An 18,635-nucleotide genomic window follows, 5' to 3' on the forward strand; every position below is an offset into this window, starting at 1 on the left:
GGCCTGCCGGCCGTCCCGCCGTGAGCTTCCTCAGTACTGCAGGTGCCGCCCGCCATCCCCCACGAGCACCTCGCCCGTCACCAGGTCCGACTCCAGCAGGGCGGTGACGAGCTGGGCGATGTGCCCGGGCTGGGCCGTGCGCCGCAGCGGCGCCTTGAGCTGCTCCTTCGCGGTCATCTCGGAGAACACCTGCTCGCCCACCCGGTCGATGTGCCAGCGGGTGGCCACGAGGCCGGGCGCGACCGCGTTCACCCGGATCTCGGGGCCGAGCGCCACCGCCAGGTCCCTGGTGAGCTGGAGCAGGGCGGCCTTGCTGACGCCGTACGCGATGGAGGAGCCGGTGGCCAGCAGCCCGGCGACGGAGGCCACGTTCACGATGGCGCCGCGCGCCTGCCGCAGGGCCGGGGCGAAGGCGCGGGCGCAGTAGAAGGCGCCCATGAGGTTGACGCCCATGATGCGCTGCCACACCTCGTCGGTGAGCCCCTCCAGGTCGGCGAACGGCACCCACTTGGTCGTGCCCGCGTTGCACACCAGCGTGTCGACCCGGCCGTAGTCGGCCCGTACGCGCTCGGCCAGGCGGCGTACGGCGTCGTCGTCCGACACGTCGGCGGGCACCGCCTCCGCCTTGCAGCCGAGGCTCTCCAGCCGGGCGACCGTCTCCTGCGCCTCGGCCGCCGAGCGCGAGTAGTTGACGATCACGGCCGCCGCGCCCTTCCTGGCCAGGCTCTCCGCGACCGCCGCGCCGATGCCGGTGCCGCCGCCGGTGATCACCGCGACCGTGCCGTTCATGTCCATATGTCCGTCTCCTTGCTCTCGCGCGAGGCGAGGAACGCCACGAACGAGATCACCGCCGTACCGACATCTAACCTCCTGGCGGCGTGGCGGGCCACGGAACGCCGAGCCGCCCGGCGAGCCGGCCCAGCTCCGCCCACACCGGCTCCGGCACCGGCACGCCCTCCTTCAGCCGCTGGGCCCGGATGCGGGCCTCGGGCTCCCCCGGCACGAGCACGTCGGGGCCGGCCGCGTGCAGGGCCTCGCAGAAGGACTCGACCTGGGCGAGGTAGCTCTCCAGCGGGACGAAGGCGGCGACGTCCACCGCGGTGATCACCGTGCCGAACGTGCCGTCGTACCCGGGCGAGCAGGCGGTGCCGGTGCCCGTGAGCAGGCCGCCGACCAGCTCGATGAGGACGCTCAGGCCGTAGCCCTTGTGGCCGCCGAACGGCAGCAGCGCCCCGCCCTGGTAGAAGTCGGCCGGATCGGTGGACGGGCAGCCGTCCGGATCGACGAGCACCCCTTCGGGGGCCGTCCGCCCGGCGGCCAGCAGGAGCCCCAGCTTGCCCTCCGCCATGGCGGCGGTCGCCCAGTCCATGACCACGGCCGCGCCGTCCGCGCGGGGCACGGCCCAGGCCATGGGGTTGGTGCCGAGCATCCTGCGGTGCCCGCCGAAGGGGGCCACGGTGGGGTCGGCGTTGCCGACGACCTGCGCCGCCAGGCCGCGCCTGGCCAGTGCCTCCGCGTACTCGCCGAGCCGGCCGACATGGTTGCACTCGCGGATGGCGACCACGCCGACGCCGTGCGCGGCGGCCAGCTCGGCCGCCTCCTGGGTGGCCAGGCCCGCGGCGGCCTGGCCGAAGCCGCGCCGCCCCGACACGACGGCGGTGGCGCCGCGCCGCGAGATCACCTCCGGGCGGGCGGCGGGCACGATCGCGCCGCTCTCGATCCGCTCGTGGTACCAGGCGACCCGCCGCACGCCGTGGGAGCCGTGCCCGGCCAGGTCGGCCTCGACCAGGGACGTGGCCACCACCGTGGCCGTGTCCGCGGGCACGCCGGCGGCGGTCAGGAGGTCATGGGCGAGAGCCCGGAGGTGGTCGGCGAGGACATGGACGGATGCGTTCACGGTGACCCGACTCGCTTGGGCAGGACTGCGTTCCGTGTGCGCGCTTATGCCCGATCACCGCTCCGCCAAACGGATCTAGGGAAAGGGCTTACCAAGGTGTTACCGGCTGCCGGGCAAGTGTCAGCTCAGCTCGCGGGCCGTCGCCGCGGCCATCCCGGTGCGGCCGAGGTCGGCCCTGCGGCCCGCGGCCATCCCGTCGCGGTAACCGGTGCCGCTGGTCCTCGGCACGCTCAGGCGGATGTCGGGATAGCGGGCGGCGACCGCGCGCTCCACCTCGGCCCTGCGGTCGGCCAGCACGAGGGCGGTGCCCGTGCGGGCCGAGTCGGCCTCGGCCCTGGACTCGGCCCTGGACTCGGCCTCGCACAGCAGCCGGTACACCTCGTCGGTGAACCCCAGCAGCCACGACCGGCGATAGGCCCGCACGGCGGTGACCTCGCCCGGCAGCTCGGCCCTGGCCAGCCCCGAGGCCATCTGCAGCAGCAGCGAGGTCGCCAGCAGGTCGGCCCGCTCCAGATCGGCCGCGAACCCGAACACGTGCACCCGCTGCCCGCCGTCGCCCCGCCCGATCAACAGCGGCCGGCACCGCAGCGCCTGCGCCACCAGGCTGACCAACCGCGCCTTCTCCCCGGCCCAGGGGGCGGGCAGGGTGACGATCCGGTCGCCGGGCACCTGGCGGGTGCCCGCGGGCGGCAGCGCGTCGATGCCGTGCTTGGCCATCAGCGCCGAGGCGGCGGCCATGAACGTGGCGCGCTCGTGCTCGTTGTCGGTGCGCTCGGCCTTGGCCAGCAGTTTCCTGACGCGTTCGAGCGTCCGCTCCCGCACCCCGCTCCCCCAACCGCCGCTTCGCCAGGACCTCGCCCCGGAGGGCCCCGTCCAGCCTACGGCTTGCCGGTCAGCACCCGCCCGTCGTCGGCGATGGCCGGGAACGCGCCGGTGTCGACGATGCCGTGCTGCTGGTACAGCGCCTCGATGAGCGCGTGCGCCTGCGGCTCCAGCTTCCACAGGGCACGGTACTCGCGCGCCGTGGCCAGCGGGATGCCGATCTCCTGGGCGATGTCCACCGTACGCGGCACGATGCCCTTGGAGATCTGCCGGTCCCAGAACTCGCGGGCGGCCTTGATCTGCGCGGCGCGTTCCGCGGTGCTGACGACGTGCGGGGTGGTGTCGAGCACCACGACGTCCTCGTCCTCGTCGTTGACCAGCTCGGCGAGGGCGGGCGGCAGCGCGGGGCGGGCCGGCACGGGGTGGTGGTCGGCCTCGGGCTCCCAGGGCACGCGGGGGTCGGCGTCGATGAGGGCGGAGGTGTTGTACAGCGCGGCGATCTGGGCCAGCAGCGCCTCCTGCCTGGACGGGTCCACGGCCAGCCCGGTGTGCTCGACGGCCTGGTCCATGGCCTTGTCGAGCTTGGCCAGCGCGGCCCGCATCTTGCGGTCGGGAGCGCCGGCCTCGCGCAGCGCCTTGGCCTTCTTGGCGGCCAGCGCGACCCTGGTCAGCCTGCGGTGCGCGTCGACCTCGCTGGCCGTACGGTCGCTCACCTCGGCCAGCCCCAGCCGGACCAGCAGCCGCTCGGGGGTGAGCCGCCAGTTGATGCGGCCGGTGCCGCGGATGCGGTGGCGCTCGATGGCCATGCCGCGCTCCCACAGCCAGGCGGCCACCAGCGGCGCGGCCAGGCGGAACACGGCCTCGGGCAGGCTGCGCGCGTCCATCGAGGACAGCACGGCGGTCAGACAGGTCAGGGCCCACACGGCGATGCCGTCGATGCCGGCGGAGAAGTTCTCGCGCATGTTGCGGCGGGCGCGTACGGCGGAGGTGATGATCGCGACCTCGATGAACGCGAACAGCAGTAACCGCAGCGGCCCGTCGAGGTCCAGCACGTCCTCGGAGAAGCGCCACATGCCCTGGGCGGAGACGCCGGTGGCGATGGAGGCGGCCACGATGGTCAGCACGTCCTCGATGGGACGCGGGGCGACGTACCTGGAGAAGATCCAGGTCACGGCACGCCAGGCGACCCTGAGCACCAGGACCGCGAGCACCAGGCCGACCAGGCTCAGAAGCGCGATGACGGCGGTGGCGAGCGGCTTCTCGGTGATGAAGGCTGTTATTTCCTCAAATGTCGGCATCAGTCACTATCCGTGATGGCTCAAACTCCGGCTCTATGCGACGAGATCATCGCAGAATGTCGCCATCTTGTACGCCAAACGCCGTCTGCTGCCCCACTTTGCCCTGCTTTCACTGCAGTTCAGGGCACTTGGCGGAGGTGTATCAGAGCGGGGCCTCCCCCCTCTGCCGTCACCGGGGGTCCGATTTCCGGAGGGGGTTTCCATGAAGATCTTCGGCCGCGAGCCGGCGCTCGTGCTCGGCCTGGTGAGCGCGGGCCTGCAACTGCTGACGGCGCTCTTCCTGCCGCTGACGACCGAGCAGGCCGCCGCGATCAACTCCATCGCGGCGGCGGGGCTGGGCGTGTGGACGGCGTTCGCCACCCGCGACCTGGACGGGGGGCGCAGCATCAAGGCGGCGGTGCTGGGGTTCGCGCAGGCCGCGGTCACGCTGGGGCTGGTGTTCGGGGTGTCGCTGACGGAGCAGCAGACGGCGTCGATCATGGCGTTCGTGGCGCTGGCGACCGCGGTGCTCGTCCGCCAGCAGTCGACCCCGGCTGCAACCCCGACCGAGAGCCCGACCGAGAGCCCGACCACGACCGAGAGCCCGACCACAACCACGAGCCCGACCACGACCGCGGTCTCTCCCGCCCCGGCGGAGGCCGGCGGCGCGGGAGAGAGCGCGGCTCCGTCCACCTGAGCCCCGGCGTGCTTCGCGATCATCGGGGGTTCGCGCACTGATCCCTGCCGTCTTGGTGACAGCTCCGATTCCGGCTGGTCGTGGGCCATGCCCGGGCGCACAATGGGACACGGAGGAGGGATTGTGAGCAAGCGATCGCGAAGACGCCGTGCTCTTTCCAGCGGCGCGCCCGCCTGGCCGCCCGGCTTCGGCCCGGGCGAACCTCACTGGACCGAGCGCGACTATCCCCCGTTCACCGATCCGCCCGGAGGCAAGGGCGGGGTGCGGGAGCCGCGCAAGCCGAAGCCCGCACCGCCCGCCCTGTCGGCCGAGGCCGTGCCGCCCGATCCGCCCGTGCGTGCGCGTGACCGGACGCTGCCGCCGCCGGAGGAGGTGACCAGGGCGTTAGCCGGGACGTGACCGTCCGCGGGAGCGGCGAGGGTGAGAGGTAAATTCGTCCTTTCGGAGGGCTCCATTCACCTTTCCGGATGGGACCATCTATGCAGGGATTTATCCCAACATGGTGTGATGCATCCCAGCCAGGACGGATATCGATGTCAGAGACAGAAGAGTTCCCGCTCGTCCAGTTCATGCGAGACGGGTTCGACCCCGTGGGCGAGCTAGGGCGCATCAGGGCCGAGCACCCGGTCTTCCCCATGCAGATCCCGGGCGACCAGACCGTGTACCTCGTCACCCGCTGGGAGGACGTCCGCGCGGTGCTCGGCGACCACGAGCGCTTCAGCAACGACTTCGCCGGGGTGATCGGCCTCGGCTCCAACCAGGAGGACCCGGGCGGGCTCGGCTTCCGCGACCCGCCCGAGCACACGCGGCTGCGCAAGTACCTCACGCCCGAGTTCACCATGCGCCGCCTGCGCAGGCTGGAGCCGCGGATCGAGGCCATGGTGGCGGAGTACCTCGACCGGATCGAGGCCAAGGGCGCGGCCGCCGGGATGCCGGTGGACCTGGTCGAGGAGTTCTGCCTGCCGATCCCGTCGCTGGTTGTGTGCGAGCTGCTCGGCGTGCCGTACGACGAGCGCGCCGACTTCGTCAAGCTCAGCAAGGACCGCTTCGACTTCACCGCGGGGCCTGAGGCGTCGCTGCAGGCGATCAACGACGCGATGACGTACCTGACGGACCTCGTGGCCAGGGAGCGGCAGCACCCCGGCGACGGGCTGCTCGGCCAGCTCCTGCGCGAGCACGGCGACGAGCTCGACGACCGCACGCTCGCCAGCATGGCCGACGGCCTGCTGACCGGGGGCCACGACACCAGCACCAGCATGCTCGCGCTCGGCACGCTGTGGCTGCTGCGCAACCCCGAGCAGGCCGCCAAGGTGCGCGAGGTGGACGGCTACGTCGTGGACGTGGTCGAGGAGCTGCTGCGTTACATGACGGTCGTGCAGGTCGCCTTCCCGCGCTTCGCCCGCGACGACCTGGAGCTGCACGGCGTACCGATCAAGAAGGGCGAGATGGTGCTGTGCTCGCTCACCGGCGCCAACCGCGACTCCGCCCTCGGCGGTGACATGGACGAGGTGCGGCCCGGCCGGGAGACGGCGGGCTCGCACCTGGCGTTCGGCCACGGCATCCACCGCTGCATCGGCGCGCCGCTCGCGCAGATGGAGATGCGCATCGCCTTCCCCGCGCTGCTGCGCCGCTTCCCCGGCCTGCGCGTCGCCGGCGAGGTGCCGTTCAGGGAACTCGCTATTGTCTACGGCGTCAAAGAGCTACCCGTCGCCTGGTAGAGCGGTTACGTTCGCTGTGTGAACGAGCCTGTCATCGACCTGACCGCGATCAGCGCCGTCGTGTTCGACACCGACGGCGTGGTCACTGACACCGCTCGGGGGCACGCGGCCGCCTGGAAACACGTCTTCGACGCGTTCCTGCGCGGCCGCTCGGCGCCGTTCGACATCCGCGACGACTATCTGCGCCACGTGGACGGTCGCCCGCGCCTCGACGGCATCCGCACGTTCCTGGCCGCGCGCGGCATCACCGTGCCCGAGGGATCGCCCGACGACGAGCCGGGCGCGCCCACCGTGCACGGGCTGGGCCTGGCCAAGGACCGCCTGTTCATGGAGCAGGTGGACAAGTACGGCGTGGCCGCCTTCCCCGCCGCGGTGGCGCTGCTGCACGAGCTGCGGCACCGCGGCGCCCGGACGGCCGCCGTCTCCGCCAGCCTGCACGGACGCAAGCTGGTGGGCTCGGCGGGGGTGATGCACCTGTTCGACCTGATGGTCGACGGCAACGACGCCGCGCTGCTGAACCTGCCCGGCACCCCCGACCCCGGGCTCTTCCTGGAGGCGGCCCGGCGGCTGGATCTGCCGGCGGCCAAGGTCGCGGTGGTGGTGTCCGCGCTGCCGGGGATCGAGGCGGGAGGCAAGGGCGGGTTCGGCCTGGTGATCGCGGTGAACGCCGGAAACGGTGGCGATCGCGGGGTTGTGCCGGAGTTGGGGGAGATCGAGGTGCGCGGGAGGGTTCTACCCTTGACGTCGTGACCGTTCTCATCGATCCGCCCGACTGGCCGGGGCCGCGCGGCCTCATGTGGTCGCATCTCGTCAGCGACAGCTCCCTGGATGAGCTGCACGAGTTCGCGGAGCTGCTGGGGGTGCCCGAGCGGGCGTTCGACCGGGATCACTACGACGTGCCCGAGACCGTGCACGCGCGGGCGGTGGCCCTGGGGGCGCAGGCGGTCAGCTCCCGTGAGCTGCTGCGGCGGCTGGTCGCGGCGGGGCTGCGGCGCCGCAAGCGCCATCTGCCCCGTTAGCGCTGCTGCAGGGTGGTCAGCTCCGCCGTCATGTTGGTCCTGGCTCGCTCCTCCCACAGGGCGCGGGCGCGCGGGGTGCGGTAGAGGGCGGTGGTGGCGAGCAGGCGGCGCAGCACCGCCGAGCGGCCCTCGGCGAACGCGGCGTCGGGGACGTGGGCGTACTCCTGGCGGATCGCGCGGGCGTAGTCGTCGTAGCCGGGGCCTGCCAGGACGGCCAGGTCGGCGTCGCACAGGACGGCGCCGTTGCGGTCGCCGGGGGTTTGCGTGTCGTGGGCGGCGGTGAGGCGGACCAGTCTGGCCGTCTCCGCCACCCTGCCGGGCGGGACGCCGCAGCGGGGGAGGCGGGCCTGGGCCAGCTGGGCGCTGCGTTCCTCGTCCCAGCCTGGGCGGCCGTCGTAGATCGCGTCGTGGAACCAGGCTGCCAGGCGTACCGGCGCCAGGTCGGCGGCCTCGGGGGCGAGGTCGTCGACGGCGGTCAGGACGGCGGTCAGGTGGGCGCGGGTGTGGTAGCGGCGGTGCGGCTCCGCCCAGCGCGCGATCAGCTCGGCCCCGAGCGCGAGCGCGGCGGGCGCGTCCCCCGCCAGCGCGATCCAGCCACGCACGAGCTCCGCGCCGCCCCTCGCTGGCGCGCCGCCGTGCGCATGCGCGTCACCTCGTGCAGGCGCATCGCCGCGCGCGGACGCATCGCCCTGCGCGGAGGCATCGCCCTGCGCGGACGCATCGCCGTAGGCAGGCGCGTCGTCGGGCGCGGGTGTCGGTGGGTGGTCGGCGATCACGATCCCACCGTACGCGGGCCTCATGGTGTTAGGGTCCTCGGCATCGGGTCGAATGCGGACAAGGAGCCACGGCGCCTGCCCCGGTGGCGGGAGCTGCGCCGGGTCGCGCCCGGGCGCCCGCGCTGGTCGGGGGAGGCCAGGGTCGAGGCGGCGGCCGACGTGGCGGAGCTGAGGCGGCTGGCCAGGAGGCGCGCCCCCCGCATGGTGTTCGACTACGTGGACGGCGCCGCCGAGGGCGAGCGGTCGATGGCCAGGGCGACGGAGGCGTTCGACCGGGTGGAGTTCGCCCCGCACGTGCTGCGCGACGTCGCCGAGGCGCCCACGTCCGTCGAGATCCTGGGCAGGCGGATCGCGATGCCGGTGGTGCTCGCCCCGACCGGGTTCACGCGGATGATGCACCGCGAGGGCGAGCGGGCGGTGGCGCGGGCCGCCGAGCGGGCGGCGGTGCCGTACACGCTGTCCACGATGGGCACCACGGCGGCAGGGGACGTGGCCGCCGCCGCGCCGGGCGGGTGGAACTGGTTCCAGCTGTACGTGGTCCGCGAGCGCGCCCGCAACCTGGAGCGGCTCGCCCTGGCCGCGGACGCGGGCATGGACGTGCTGGTGGTGACGGTGGACGTGCCGGTGGCCGGGGCGCGGCTGCGCGACGTGCGGCACGGGCTGACGATCCCGCCCTCGCTGCGCTGGCGCGGCGTGCTGGAGGCGGCGCGGCATCCGGCGTGGTGGTTCGACTTCCTGACCGGCGAGCCGCTCAGGTTCGCCACCGTGGAGGGCGCCCCCGACGACATGGCGGGGCTGACGAATCTGATGTTCGACCCCTCGGTGACGGTCGCGGACCTGGAGTGGATCAGGTCGGCGTGGCAGGGGAAACTGCTGGTCAAGGGCGTGCAGCGGGTGGACGACGCCAAGGAGCTGGCCGCCGTGGGAGTGGACGGGCTGGTGGTGTCCAACCACGGCGGGCGCCAGCTCGACCGCGCCGCCACCCCGCTGGAGCTGCTGCCGGAGGTGGTGGAGGCGGTCGGCGACCGTACGGAGGTGTTCCTCGACGGCGGGGTGCGGAGCGGGGCCGACGTGGCCGCCGCGGTCGCGCTGGGCGCCAGGGCGTGCTTCGTCGGCCGCGCCTACCTGTACGGGCTGATGGCCGGGGGTGAGCGGGGCGTGGCGCGGGTGCTGGACCTGCTCCACGCCGAGCTCGTACGGACGTTGCAGCTGCTGGGGGTCCGGGGCGGGGTCGAAGGGCTCACCCCGGACCTGGTGCGGCTCAGGGGAAGTTGACGATCTTCACCGGGATGGTGGCCGTGCCCTGGGCCGGGCCGCCGGTGTTGTTGATCACGTGGTTGATCGTGCCGTTGCCCCCGAGCGAGACCGTGAGCAGCGAGTGGAAGCGCACGTTGGGGTTCACGGGCGCCTCGAAGCCGCGCTCGGCCACCACGCTCGGATCGACGTTGAAGTAGCAGTACGCCCCCAGCCCCCACGCCTCGTGCGAGGTGACGGAGTCGGCGACCTTGTAGGCGGCGTAGCCCCGGGTGCCGCCGTTCATCCAGGCGGCCTGGTTGGGCGGGTCGTAGGGCATCTCGTTCTGGAAGAAGATGGTCCGGCCGCGCTGCCCGTTCCAGATGACCTGGTACTTCTGGTAGTGCTCGACGAACAGCCCGTAGGCGGTGACGTCGTCGCCGTTGACGATCAGGCCCGTGTCGGCGGTGTTGACCGTCCAGCCGATGCCGGCGCCGTGGTCGCCGCGCCAGGCCCAGATGTGGTCGATGAGCGTGTGGTCGCTGTTGACGACCAGGCTGGTCGTGGCCTTGCCGGCGTGGGCGCCGCCGATGCGGAAGAACACGTCCTGGATGGAGATGGGGTTGGCCGCGTGCGAGGCCGCCGAGCCGGGCGGGCCGACCTCCATGAGAACGGGTGAGTTCACGCTGCCCGCGTCGAACAGCAGCCCGGCCACCCTGACCCCGTCCACGTCGGCGACGCGCATCGGCACGACGCCGTTGTCGGGGATGATCGTGGCGTAGCCGAGGCCGAGCACGACGGTGTTCGCCCTGGTGACGTCGATGGTCTGGCCGACGTGGTAGATGCCGGGGGTGAAGAGCAGGTGCAGGCCGGCGGAGAGGGCGGCGTTGATGGTGGCGGCCGTGTCGGACGGCTTGGCCACGTAGAACTGGGTGAGCGGGATCGAGGTGCCGGTGCCGGGCCAGCTCGCGCCCCGGGTGTTCTGCCGCAGTGACGGCACGAAGACCTGGTAGGCCCCGGCCGCGTCCACGTACAGGTAGGGCTTCTCCCTGGTCACGGGGCTGTTGGCGAGCGTCGTGTACGGCGGCTCCGGGAACGACTGGGCGGGCGCGCCCTCGACGCCGGAGAACACCATGTTCCACACGCCGTTGAGCCAGCCGCCGATGCTGCTGTCGCGGGTGAACCACTGCTGCTGCGAGTACGGCTGCACGGTGCCGTCGATCCTGCTGTCGGCGATGTAGCCGCCGCTGGCCCAGCCGTACCCGCTGGGGGCGAGGTTGAGGTTGCCCCTGACGTGCATCCGGCGGAACGGCGCGGCCTGCGAGACCGCCCACTGGTTGGTGCCGCCGGGCGGGGTGATGGACAGGTTCTCGGCCGAGCGCCAGAAGTTCTGCGTGGCGTTGCCGCCGAACCAGCCGGCGTCCACCCTGACCTGGCCGTTGATGGTGACGTCGTCGGGGTTGCGGCCCAGGCCCATGATCGAGGTGTAGAAGCCGACGTTGGCGTTGACGTTGTAGCTGCCGGGCTTGAACAGCAGGGCGTGGCGCTGCAGGCCGAACTGGTTGGACTCCATCTGGGTGAAGACCGAGTCCAGCGTGGCCTGGATGCTCGACGACGGCATCGACGGGTCGAAGACGTGCACGTTGGGGCCGAGGTCGCCGCCGCCGGGCGGGGTCGTGGTGGTGGTGCGCACGGCCAGCTCCCACAGCGAGTAGCCCCAGCCGGTGGCCCTGGCGGTGCCGTGCACGCGCAGGTAGCGGCCGGTGCCGGTGACGTTCAGCGTCTGGGTGCCGCCCGTGGCGGTGGTGGTGGAGTACACGTCGGTCCAGGTGGTGGCGTTGCCGGAGACCTGGACGCGGAAGGCGGTGGCGTAGGCGGTCTCCCACTGGAGCACCACCTGGCAGATCTCCTGGGACGAGCCCAGGTCCACCTGCAGCCACTGCGGGTCGCTGAAGGCGCTGGACCACCGGGTGCCGGCGTTGCCGTCCACGGCGGCCGAGGCGGGGGTGCCGGCGTTCTCGGTGGAGGAGGCGGTGGCGGGCCGGTTGAGCGCGGCGTTCGCCGTGCCGCACGCCAGCGCCTGGGCGGCGGGCGCCGTGACCAGGCAGAACAGGAGTAACGCGGCCAGTGCGGCCACGAGGAGAGCGGGACTTCGGCGCGGGTGCACTGCTGGGCTCCTCACGAACGGGGGGTGGTGAAGAGAGCGCTCTATCGAGCAGAGCGTGCCTGCGGCCCGCACTTCTGTCAATGCTTGATTTAACTTCTACGCAATAGTGGTGACCGACGACGGATACGCGGCGTCGCCGAAGAACGGCTCGATGACCAGCGTCGCCGCGCCCAGCGCCACCGCGTCGGGGCCGAGCCGCCCGAGCACCACCGACTCCGGCTGGAACGGCTGGGCCTGCGTGTTCGCCGCGGTGGCCGCGCGGATCCCGCCGAGCAGCCGCCCGCCCAGCATCAGCCCGGCCCAGCCCCCGATCACGATGCGCTCGGGGTTGAACAGGTGCACCAGCGATGACAGGCCGGCGCCCAGCAGCTCGACGCTCTCCCCGATCACCGGCGAGCCCTCCTCCAGCAGCCTGGCCAGCGCCGCCTCCTCGTCGGCCGAGTCCGCCTCGACACCGGCCCGCTCCAGCATGGCCTCGGCCCCGAGGTAGGCCTCCAGGCAGCCGCGCGCCCCGCACCGGCACGCCCGCCCGCCGGCGACCACCTTCAGGTGCCCGACCTCGCCCGCGGCCATGCCCGCGCCGCGGTAGATGCGCCCGTCGGTCACGATCGTGCCGCCCACGCCGGACCCGACGAGCAGGATGATGGCGTCGCGGGTACCCCTGCCCGAGCCGAACCACAGCTCGGCCTGCCCCATGGTCTTGGCGCCGTTGTCCAGCACCAGCGGCAGCGTCGTGCCGGCCCGCAGCAGCGCGCCGAGCGGCACCGCCTCCCAGCCGAACGTCTTGGCCCGCACCAGCCCGTCGGGGCCCGGCTCGACGATGCCGGGGACGCCCACGCCCACGCCGAGCACCTGCCCCGGCGGCACCTCGCCCTCGGCGATGACGGCGTCCACGCCGGTCAGGATGTGGCGGGCGACCAGCTCGGGGTCGTGCTTGGCCGAGCGGACCGCGTAGTGGGCCCTGGCCCGCACGTTCATCTCCAGGTCGAACAGCTCCACCTTGACCTGGGTCTCCCCCACGTCCACGCCGACGGCGTAGCCGTAGGCGGGGTTGACCTTGAGCAGCACCCGGGGCCTGCCGCCGTCGGAGTCGACCTGCCCGGCCTCGACGATGACGTTGTCGGCGAGCAGGTCGCCGGTCATCGTGCTGACCGTGGCGGCGCTCAGCCCGGTCTGCGCGGACAGCTCGTTGCGGCTGGCGGGGCCGCCGAAGTAGAGCGCGCGCAGCAGCATCGCCCGGTTGCCCCGGCGCAGATCTCGTACGGTCTTGCGCCCTGACGTGCCCATTCTCGTCCCCGTCCCTGTCGAAGTCCGCCGCCATGTTAGTTCACGGGCCGAAGTACCCCGCCAACCGGTGTTACCAAAGCGTTTCCTGACTTTCTTCGGACCTTAGATTATGGTCTGGGCCATCCCCCCGATGAGGAGATGGCAATGAGCCGAGGACTTGTGCGAGGCGTCGTCGTGGCGGCCCTCGTGAGCGGGCTGGCCGCGTGCGGTGGCGACGACGGCGGCCAGGGCGCGGGCAAGGAGCTGACGTTCTGGATGTACCAGGACCGAACCCCGCAGGCGGGCCAGGTCATGGAGCGGGTTCGCCAGGACTTCGAGAAGGCCAATCCCGGTGTCACGGTCAAGATCGTCAAGATCCCCAAGGACGACTACAACACCAAGCTGGGCAGCGCCGTGGCCAGCAAGAGCGCGCCCGACGCGGGCATACTCGACCAGCCGCTGGTCTCCAAGTACGCCCTCGACGGCACGATCAAGGAGGTGCCCGCCGGGCTCATCGACGAGGCCGACTACTACAAGGGCGCGCTCGACACCAACCGCGCGGGCGGCAAGCTCTACGGCCTGCCGCAGGACCAGACCACGGTCGCCCTCTTCTACAACAGGAAGCTGGTGCCCACGCCGCCGAAGACCTGGGACGAGCTGAAGCAGGTCGCCGCCCGGGTGCACGCCGCCGACGCGAACGTGGCCGGGATGAACGTGCCCAAGGGCGACGGGTACGGCGCCTGGATGTTCCCCGGCATCGTGCACGGCGCGGGCGGCGAGATGGTGGACGACGCCGGCAAGAAGGTGCTGTTCGACCAGCCGCTGGCGGTGGAGGCGCTGCAGCTCTGGGTGGACCTCCAGGAGTCGTCGCCCCGCAAGATCACCGACTCGGACAAGCCGTTCGAGAACGGCCTGGCGGCCATGACGATCTCCGGCCCGTGGGACGTGCCGACGATCAAGGAGCAGTTCCCCGACCTGGACTTCGGCGTGGCGCCGCTGCCGTACAAGACCGAGCCGGCCGGCAACATCGGCGGCGAGGACTCCGTGGTCTTCGCCACGAGCAAGAACCAGGACCTGGCGTGGAAGTGGCTGGCGTTCCTGTCCGATGCGCGGAACAACGGCGCGGTCGCCGACGCGTTCGGCGGCTTCCCCGTGCACCTCAAGGCGCAGGTGCCCGCGGGCGGGCCCGAGCAGGCGGCCTTCCTGGAGCAGCTCAAGGTCGCGCACGCGCGGCCCGCGGTGCCGCAGTGGATCCAGGTCAACGACGAGATCATCGCTCCGGCCATCGAGTCGGCGCTGACCGGCAAGGCCACGGCGCAGCAGGCGCTGACGGACGCGGCCGGCAAGACCCGCTCCCTGCTCGGCTGGAACGGCTGACGTGGCGGCTCCCGTACTGGAACGGGTGACGACGGGACCCGGGAGGCGCGCCAGGCGCCGCCCGGGCGCCCGGCACCGCGACCACCTGATCGGCTGGCTGCTGGTCGCCCCGGCGCTGGCCTACTTCGTCATCTTCCTGCTGTACCCGGCCCTGTCCGCGCTCTACTACAGCTTCACCGACTGGAACCTGCGCACCGAGGCGAGCTGGGTGGGCCTGGCCAACTACGCCGACCTGCTGTTCGACGACGTGAAGTACCCGCACTTCTGGAAGTCGGTGAGCGTCACCCTGCAGTACACGCTCATCGCCGTGCCGCTGACGCTGGTCGCCGCGCTGGCGCAGGCGCTGCTGCTGAACGCGGTCAGGCGCGGCGCGAACCTGTTCAGGCTGCTGCTGTTCCTGCCGGTGGTCACGGCGGAGGCGGCGGTGGGCGCGATCTGGCGCTGGCTCTACGACCCGCAGTACGGCCTGATCAACACGCTGCTCGGGCTGGTCGGCATCCCGGGGCAGAACTGGCTGAACACCCCCGAGCTGGTCATCCCGGCGCTGGCGTTCATCGCCGCCTGGCAGTGCGGCATCTCGATGATCATCTATCTGGCGGGGCTGAAGGGCATCCCCGGCTCGATCCAGGAGGCGGCGGTCATCGACGGGGCCGGGCCGTGGCAGCGGTTCTGGCGGGTGACCTTCCCGATGTTGCGGCCGACCACGTTCTACCTGCTCGTTACGGGCGTCATCGCGGCGCTGCAGGTGTTCGGCCTGGTGTACGTGATCTTCTCGGGGAACGGGCGCAGCGTCACCGGCGGCCCCGAGCAGTCGGGGCTGACGTACGTGCTGCACCTGTACCTGTTCGCCTTCCGCTACGACGCCATGGGCGCGGCCTGCGCGATGTCGTTCATCCTGCTGGTCTTCATCATGATCGTCACCGCGCTGCAGTTCCGGTTCGTCAGGCAGGAGGCCGCGTGAGAAGGCTCTCCATGTATGTCACGCTGGTGCTGCTGGCCGCCGTGTCGGTGGTGCCGTTCCTGTGGATGCTGGCCACCTCGTTCAAGCACGGGCCCGACATCTACACCAAGACGCCGAACCTGCTGCCGCTGGACAAGAAGACCGGCGAGTGGGCGGCCACCCTGGACAACTACGCCTACGTGCTCGACGTCGGCGGGCTGGGGAACGCCTTCGTCAACAGCGTCTGGGTGTGCGCGATCCTGGTGCCGGCCAAGCTGCTCATCGACGCGCTGGCCGCCTACGCGTTCGCGCGCATCCCGTTCCCCGGCCGCGACAAGCTGTTCGTGATCATGCTGGGCGGCATGATGGTGCCCGCGATCACGCTGCTGGTGCCGCGCATCCACGTCACCCAGTCGCTGGGCATGTTCGACTCCGGCTGGGGGCTGATCGTGCCGAACATCGCCTCGGTGCTCGACATCTTCCTGCTGCGCCAGTTCTTCCTGTCGCTGCCCGGCGAGCTGGAGGAGGCCGCGCTGATCGACGGCGCGGGCCGGATGCAGATCTTCTGGCGGATCGTGCTGCCGCTGTCGAAGCCCGTGCTGGCGGTCGTGACCATCACCAGCTTCCTGTTCCACTGGAACGACCTGGTGTGGCCGCTGCTGGTCACCAACGACCCCGAGCTCTACACGCTGCCGCTGGCCCTGCAGCAGCTCGTCGCCAGCCCGGACGGCGGGCGCGCGTACTACATCATGGCGGGCGCCACGCTCGCCGTCCTGCCCGTGATCGCGGTGCTGCTGGTCTTCCAGCGCCGCATCCTGCAGGGCATCGCCTTCACCGGTCTCAAAGGTTAGGAGAGATCACTGTGGTCATCGAGGTCCGCGACGGGGTCGCCGTCGTCGACGGCGTGCCGCGGGTGCTCGTCACCGCCGACTATCCGTACTACCGCGACGACCCGGCCGTGTGGGCCGACCGGCTGCGTGCCGTACGGGACGGGCTCGGGATCGAGGTGATCACCTGCTACCTGCCCTGGCGGCACCACCAGCCGGAGGCGGGCACGGCGCCCGACTTCACCGGCCTGACCCATCCGTCCAGGGACGTCATCGGTTTCCTGGCCCTCTGCCACGAGCTGGGGCTGCGGGTGGTCGCCAAGCCCGGCCCGTTCATCCACGCCGAGGTCAACTACGGCGGGCTGCCCGACTGGGTGTGCCCCGACGCCGACCCCGCCTTCGAGGCGCTGCTCGACGCCTCCGGCGCGCCCTCCCGCTGGGCGGACGCCGCCACGCCCGGGGGCCGGCCGCTGCCCGCGCCCTTGGCCCCCGCGTTCCTGGCCAGGGCGGGCGAGTGGCTTTCGGCGGTGGGCAAGGAGGTGCTGGACGGCGCCGAGGCGGTGATCGCGCTGCAGATCGCCAACGAGGGCGTCTACACCAGCGGCGCGCTGCCGCTGACGGCCTACGACTACAGCGCCTCCGGGCTGGCGTTCTACCGCGACCGGCTGCGGGCCTGGTACGGCACGCCGCAGGCCTACGACGCCGTGCACGGCACCTCCCACGGCGCATGGGACCGGATCGACCCCCCGACGGCCGCCGCCGGCCCGCTCGCCCAGGCCGACTGGGGTCGCTGCCACGCCGAGTACCTGGCCGAGGTGTACCGCGTCTGGACCCAGGCCGTCGGCTCCGACCTGCCGGTCCTGGTGAACCTCAACCCGCCCACGGTGCCCGAGCTGGACGACTGGCTGGCCAGGGTGAGGCCGGAGCTGTGGGGCGAGATCTCCTACGGCTTCACCAACTGGATGGGCGTGGTGTCGGCCGACCGCGACGCGCACGCCCGGTACGTCATCGCCGCCAAGCGCGCCCCCGGCCCGAACCTGGAGGAGAACTGGGGCTTCTCCGAGCTCTACGACCCCGCCTACATCGACGGCGCGACCAGCTTCCACCAGTCGCTGCTGGCGCTGGCGGCGGGCGCGACCGGCTTCAACGTCTACACCGGGGTGGCCACCTCGGGCTGGGCCCCCGAGCTGGACGCCGCCGGCGCCGGGCCCTACCCGGACTGCCCGCCCATCGACGCGCGCGGGGCCGCCACCGCCAAGGCGCCGCTGGTGCGGGCGCTGGCGGGCTTCTTCGCCGTGCACGGCGCGGAATTCCTGGAGTGCGAGCCGGCGCGGCGGGACGCGTTCGGCCTGTACCTGCCCTACGCAGGGATCGCCGCCCTGTCCGGACCGGACGGGCCGGGATGCGGGCGGGCGCTGCTGGCCTTCCACGAGCGCATGCGGGCGCGGGGGCTGGACTACGGGCTGGTGGACCTGGAGAGCGTGCGGCCGGAGGAGCTGGCCGCGTACCGGTCGGTCACGGTGCCCGGCGGGCCGTTCATGCACCGGCGCGTGCAGGAGCTGCTGGCCGCCTACGCGCGGGCGGGCGGGCTGGTGCTGGTGGACGGGCCCGTGCCCGCGCTGGACGAGCGGCTGGCGCCCTGCGCGCTGATCACGCCGTCCGCTCCCCCGCCTGCCGCCGAGGAGAGCCTCGTCCTGTACGGCGAGGCGGACGCGTTCCTGCGCAGCCATCCGGACCGGGATGTGCACTACCTCGTCGTGCTCGTGCAGTCGGGCAACGAGGGGCCGATCGGCCTTCGCACCCCGTACGGGACCGTCGAGGTGGTCGCCGCGCAGGGCGGCGGCGCGGTGCTGCGGCTGGCCGGCGGCCAGGTCGGCGACCTCGTGATCAGAGGGCTCAACGGCTATCTCGACTGCGCCGTGGAGGGCGGCGTGCGGCTGAACGGGGTGCGCACCGGCGCCGTCGGGCCCGGCGATCTCGTCCGGATCAACGGCCGACTTGTCTAGACGAAAACGGGATATGCATCGATAGAAAGGACGGGTATTTCGCCACCGGTGTCGTCGCTCTGCTCCTTCGCACGGGGACCCGCCCGCCGAGAGGAGATCGCCATGGCATCAGGAGAGTTCCAGGTCATGAAGGTGCCGGCCGAGCAGCTGGCCGGCCTGCTTCACGGCCAGGTTGTCGATCCCGGTGCGCAGCCTACCTACGTGGTCCACCGCGACGAGGGTTGGACGGTGGACGTGAGCTGGGAGGTCACCGGCGAGCTCATCGACTGGCTGGCGGGGCGCTGGCAGTTGGAAGTGATCGCGGACCTGGTGGGCGGTGGCGAGACCAGGCATCCCTCGCCACCCGTGGAGCTGACCTTCACCCCCGGCTCCGGCCGATATACGGCCTCGATCCCCATGCGCGGCCAGCTGTCCCCCGGTATCTATGACCTGGTGATCAACCTCACCACGACGACGGCCGCGGGCACCGCGGGGGCGCTCGGCGGATTCGTGGTGATCAGCAAGGTGACGGTCAAGGAGTGACAACCCGCCCCCGGATCGCCGGGGGCGGTGATCATCCTGCAAGCATGCCGCAAGCGAGGCCTCCTAGGCTCCTGGCCGCGGCCCACCGGGG

18 protein-coding genes are annotated in these 18,635 nt (G+C 72.1%); 11 read left to right on the plus strand and 7 right to left on the minus strand.

The genetic code is table 11. The features are described from left to right. Positions 1-30: 30 nt before the first annotated feature. The 4 genes from LCN96_RS37055 to LCN96_RS37070 all read right to left on the minus strand — a co-directional run bounded on the left by LCN96_RS37055 (position 31) and on the right by LCN96_RS37070 (position 3,930). Positions 31-789, minus strand: coding sequence for an SDR family NAD(P)-dependent oxidoreductase (locus LCN96_RS37055; RefSeq protein WP_225267078.1), 759 nt, complete (start codon positions 787-789; stop codon positions 31-33). Positions 790-862: 73 nt separating this feature from the next. Beyond that, positions 863-1,897: an Ldh family oxidoreductase gene (locus LCN96_RS37060; RefSeq protein WP_225267079.1), complete on the minus strand. Its 1,035-nt coding sequence runs from the start codon at positions 1,895-1,897 to the stop codon at positions 863-865. Positions 1,898-2,017: 120 nt separating this feature from the next. Then, positions 2,018-2,719 carry a DUF2786 domain-containing protein gene (locus LCN96_RS37065; protein ID WP_225267080.1) on the minus strand — a complete coding sequence of 234 codons (702 nt, stop codon included), beginning with the start codon at positions 2,717-2,719 and terminating at the stop codon, positions 2,018-2,020. A gap of 56 nt (positions 2,720-2,775) precedes the next feature. After that, entirely contained in the window at positions 2,776-3,930 is a 1,155-nt protein-coding gene (locus LCN96_RS37070; protein ID WP_225267081.1) for a hypothetical protein, read from the minus strand. A gap of 289 nt (positions 3,931-4,219) precedes the next feature. On the opposite strand from LCN96_RS37070, the gene LCN96_RS37075 reads away from it, so the two are divergent. The 5 genes from LCN96_RS37075 to LCN96_RS37095 all read left to right on the plus strand — a co-directional run bounded on the left by LCN96_RS37075 (position 4,220) and on the right by LCN96_RS37095 (position 7,430). Further along, positions 4,220-4,693 (plus strand): hypothetical protein, encoded by a 474-nt coding sequence (locus tag LCN96_RS37075; RefSeq protein ID WP_225267082.1) that lies wholly within the window; start codon positions 4,220-4,222, stop codon positions 4,691-4,693. 123 nt (positions 4,694-4,816) lie between these two features. Further along, positions 4,817-5,092 carry a hypothetical protein gene (locus tag LCN96_RS37080; protein ID WP_225267083.1) on the plus strand — a complete coding sequence of 92 codons (276 nt, stop codon included), beginning with the start codon at positions 4,817-4,819 and terminating at the stop codon, positions 5,090-5,092. A 134-nt stretch (positions 5,093-5,226) separates the two neighbouring features. Further along, positions 5,227-6,411 (plus strand): cytochrome P450, encoded by a 1,185-nt coding sequence (locus tag LCN96_RS37085; RefSeq protein ID WP_225267084.1) that lies wholly within the window; start codon positions 5,227-5,229, stop codon positions 6,409-6,411. A gap of 18 nt (positions 6,412-6,429) precedes the next feature. After that, complete coding sequence (locus LCN96_RS37090) at positions 6,430-7,161, plus strand: HAD family hydrolase (RefSeq protein WP_225267085.1); 732 nt, start codon at positions 6,430-6,432, stop codon at positions 7,159-7,161. Continuing rightward, the gene (locus tag LCN96_RS37095; RefSeq protein WP_225267086.1) at positions 7,158-7,430 is read left to right on the plus strand and encodes a DUF4031 domain-containing protein; all 273 of its coding nucleotides are present in this window, start codon (positions 7,158-7,160) and stop codon (positions 7,428-7,430) included. The genes LCN96_RS37090 and LCN96_RS37095 overlap by 4 nt, the downstream gene beginning before the upstream one ends. Here the strand turns inward: LCN96_RS37095 and LCN96_RS37100 are convergent. Then, a complete protein-coding gene (locus tag LCN96_RS37100; RefSeq protein WP_225267087.1) occupies positions 7,427-8,032 on the minus strand; it encodes an HD domain-containing protein in 606 nt (201 codons plus the stop codon). The two genes, LCN96_RS37095 and LCN96_RS37100, sit on opposite strands and share 4 nt — an antisense overlap. Positions 8,033-8,365: 333 nt before the next feature. Between LCN96_RS37100 and LCN96_RS37105 the strand changes: the two genes are divergently transcribed. Then, positions 8,366-9,481, plus strand: coding sequence for an alpha-hydroxy acid oxidase (locus LCN96_RS37105; RefSeq protein WP_225267088.1), 1,116 nt, complete (start codon positions 8,366-8,368; stop codon positions 9,479-9,481). On the opposite strand, the gene LCN96_RS37110 is transcribed toward LCN96_RS37105, so the two are convergent. Next, complete coding sequence (locus LCN96_RS37110; RefSeq protein ID WP_225267089.1) at positions 9,468-11,606, minus strand: discoidin domain-containing protein; 2,139 nt, start codon at positions 11,604-11,606, stop codon at positions 9,468-9,470. The genes LCN96_RS37105 and LCN96_RS37110 overlap by 14 nt on opposite strands. Positions 11,607-11,702: 96 nt before the next feature. Then, positions 11,703-12,893, minus strand: coding sequence for an ROK family protein (locus LCN96_RS37115; protein WP_225267090.1), 1,191 nt, complete (start codon positions 12,891-12,893; stop codon positions 11,703-11,705). A 144-nt stretch (positions 12,894-13,037) separates the two neighbouring features. Between LCN96_RS37115 and LCN96_RS37120 the strand changes: the two genes are divergently transcribed. The 5 genes from LCN96_RS37120 (at position 13,038) to LCN96_RS37140 (ending at position 18,544) form a co-directional block, all read left to right on the plus strand. Beyond that, positions 13,038-14,249 (plus strand): ABC transporter substrate-binding protein, encoded by a 1,212-nt coding sequence (locus LCN96_RS37120; protein ID WP_225267091.1) that lies wholly within the window; start codon positions 13,038-13,040, stop codon positions 14,247-14,249. Between the two features lie 25 nt (positions 14,250-14,274). Continuing rightward, positions 14,275-15,210 carry a carbohydrate ABC transporter permease gene (locus tag LCN96_RS37125; RefSeq protein WP_225267092.1) on the plus strand — a complete coding sequence of 312 codons (936 nt, stop codon included), beginning with the start codon at positions 14,275-14,277 and terminating at the stop codon, positions 15,208-15,210. After that, entirely contained in the window at positions 15,207-16,040 is an 834-nt protein-coding gene (locus tag LCN96_RS37130; RefSeq protein ID WP_225267093.1) for a carbohydrate ABC transporter permease, read from the plus strand. Before LCN96_RS37125 ends, LCN96_RS37130 begins: the two co-directional genes overlap by 4 nt. Before the next feature lie 11 nt (positions 16,041-16,051). Continuing rightward, positions 16,052-18,022: a beta-galactosidase gene (locus LCN96_RS37135; RefSeq protein WP_225267094.1), complete on the plus strand. Its 1,971-nt coding sequence runs from the start codon at positions 16,052-16,054 to the stop codon at positions 18,020-18,022. A 102-nt stretch (positions 18,023-18,124) separates the two neighbouring features. Beyond that, positions 18,125-18,544, plus strand: a complete 420-nt coding sequence (locus tag LCN96_RS37140) for a hypothetical protein (RefSeq protein ID WP_225267095.1) — start codon at positions 18,125-18,127, stop codon at positions 18,542-18,544. The last annotated feature ends 91 nt before the right edge of the window (positions 18,545-18,635 follow it).

Origin of the sequence: Nonomuraea gerenzanensis (genome assembly GCF_020215645.1) — a bacterium.
GTDB classification, from domain to species: Bacteria; Actinomycetota; Actinomycetes; order Streptosporangiales; family Streptosporangiaceae; genus Nonomuraea; species Nonomuraea gerenzanensis.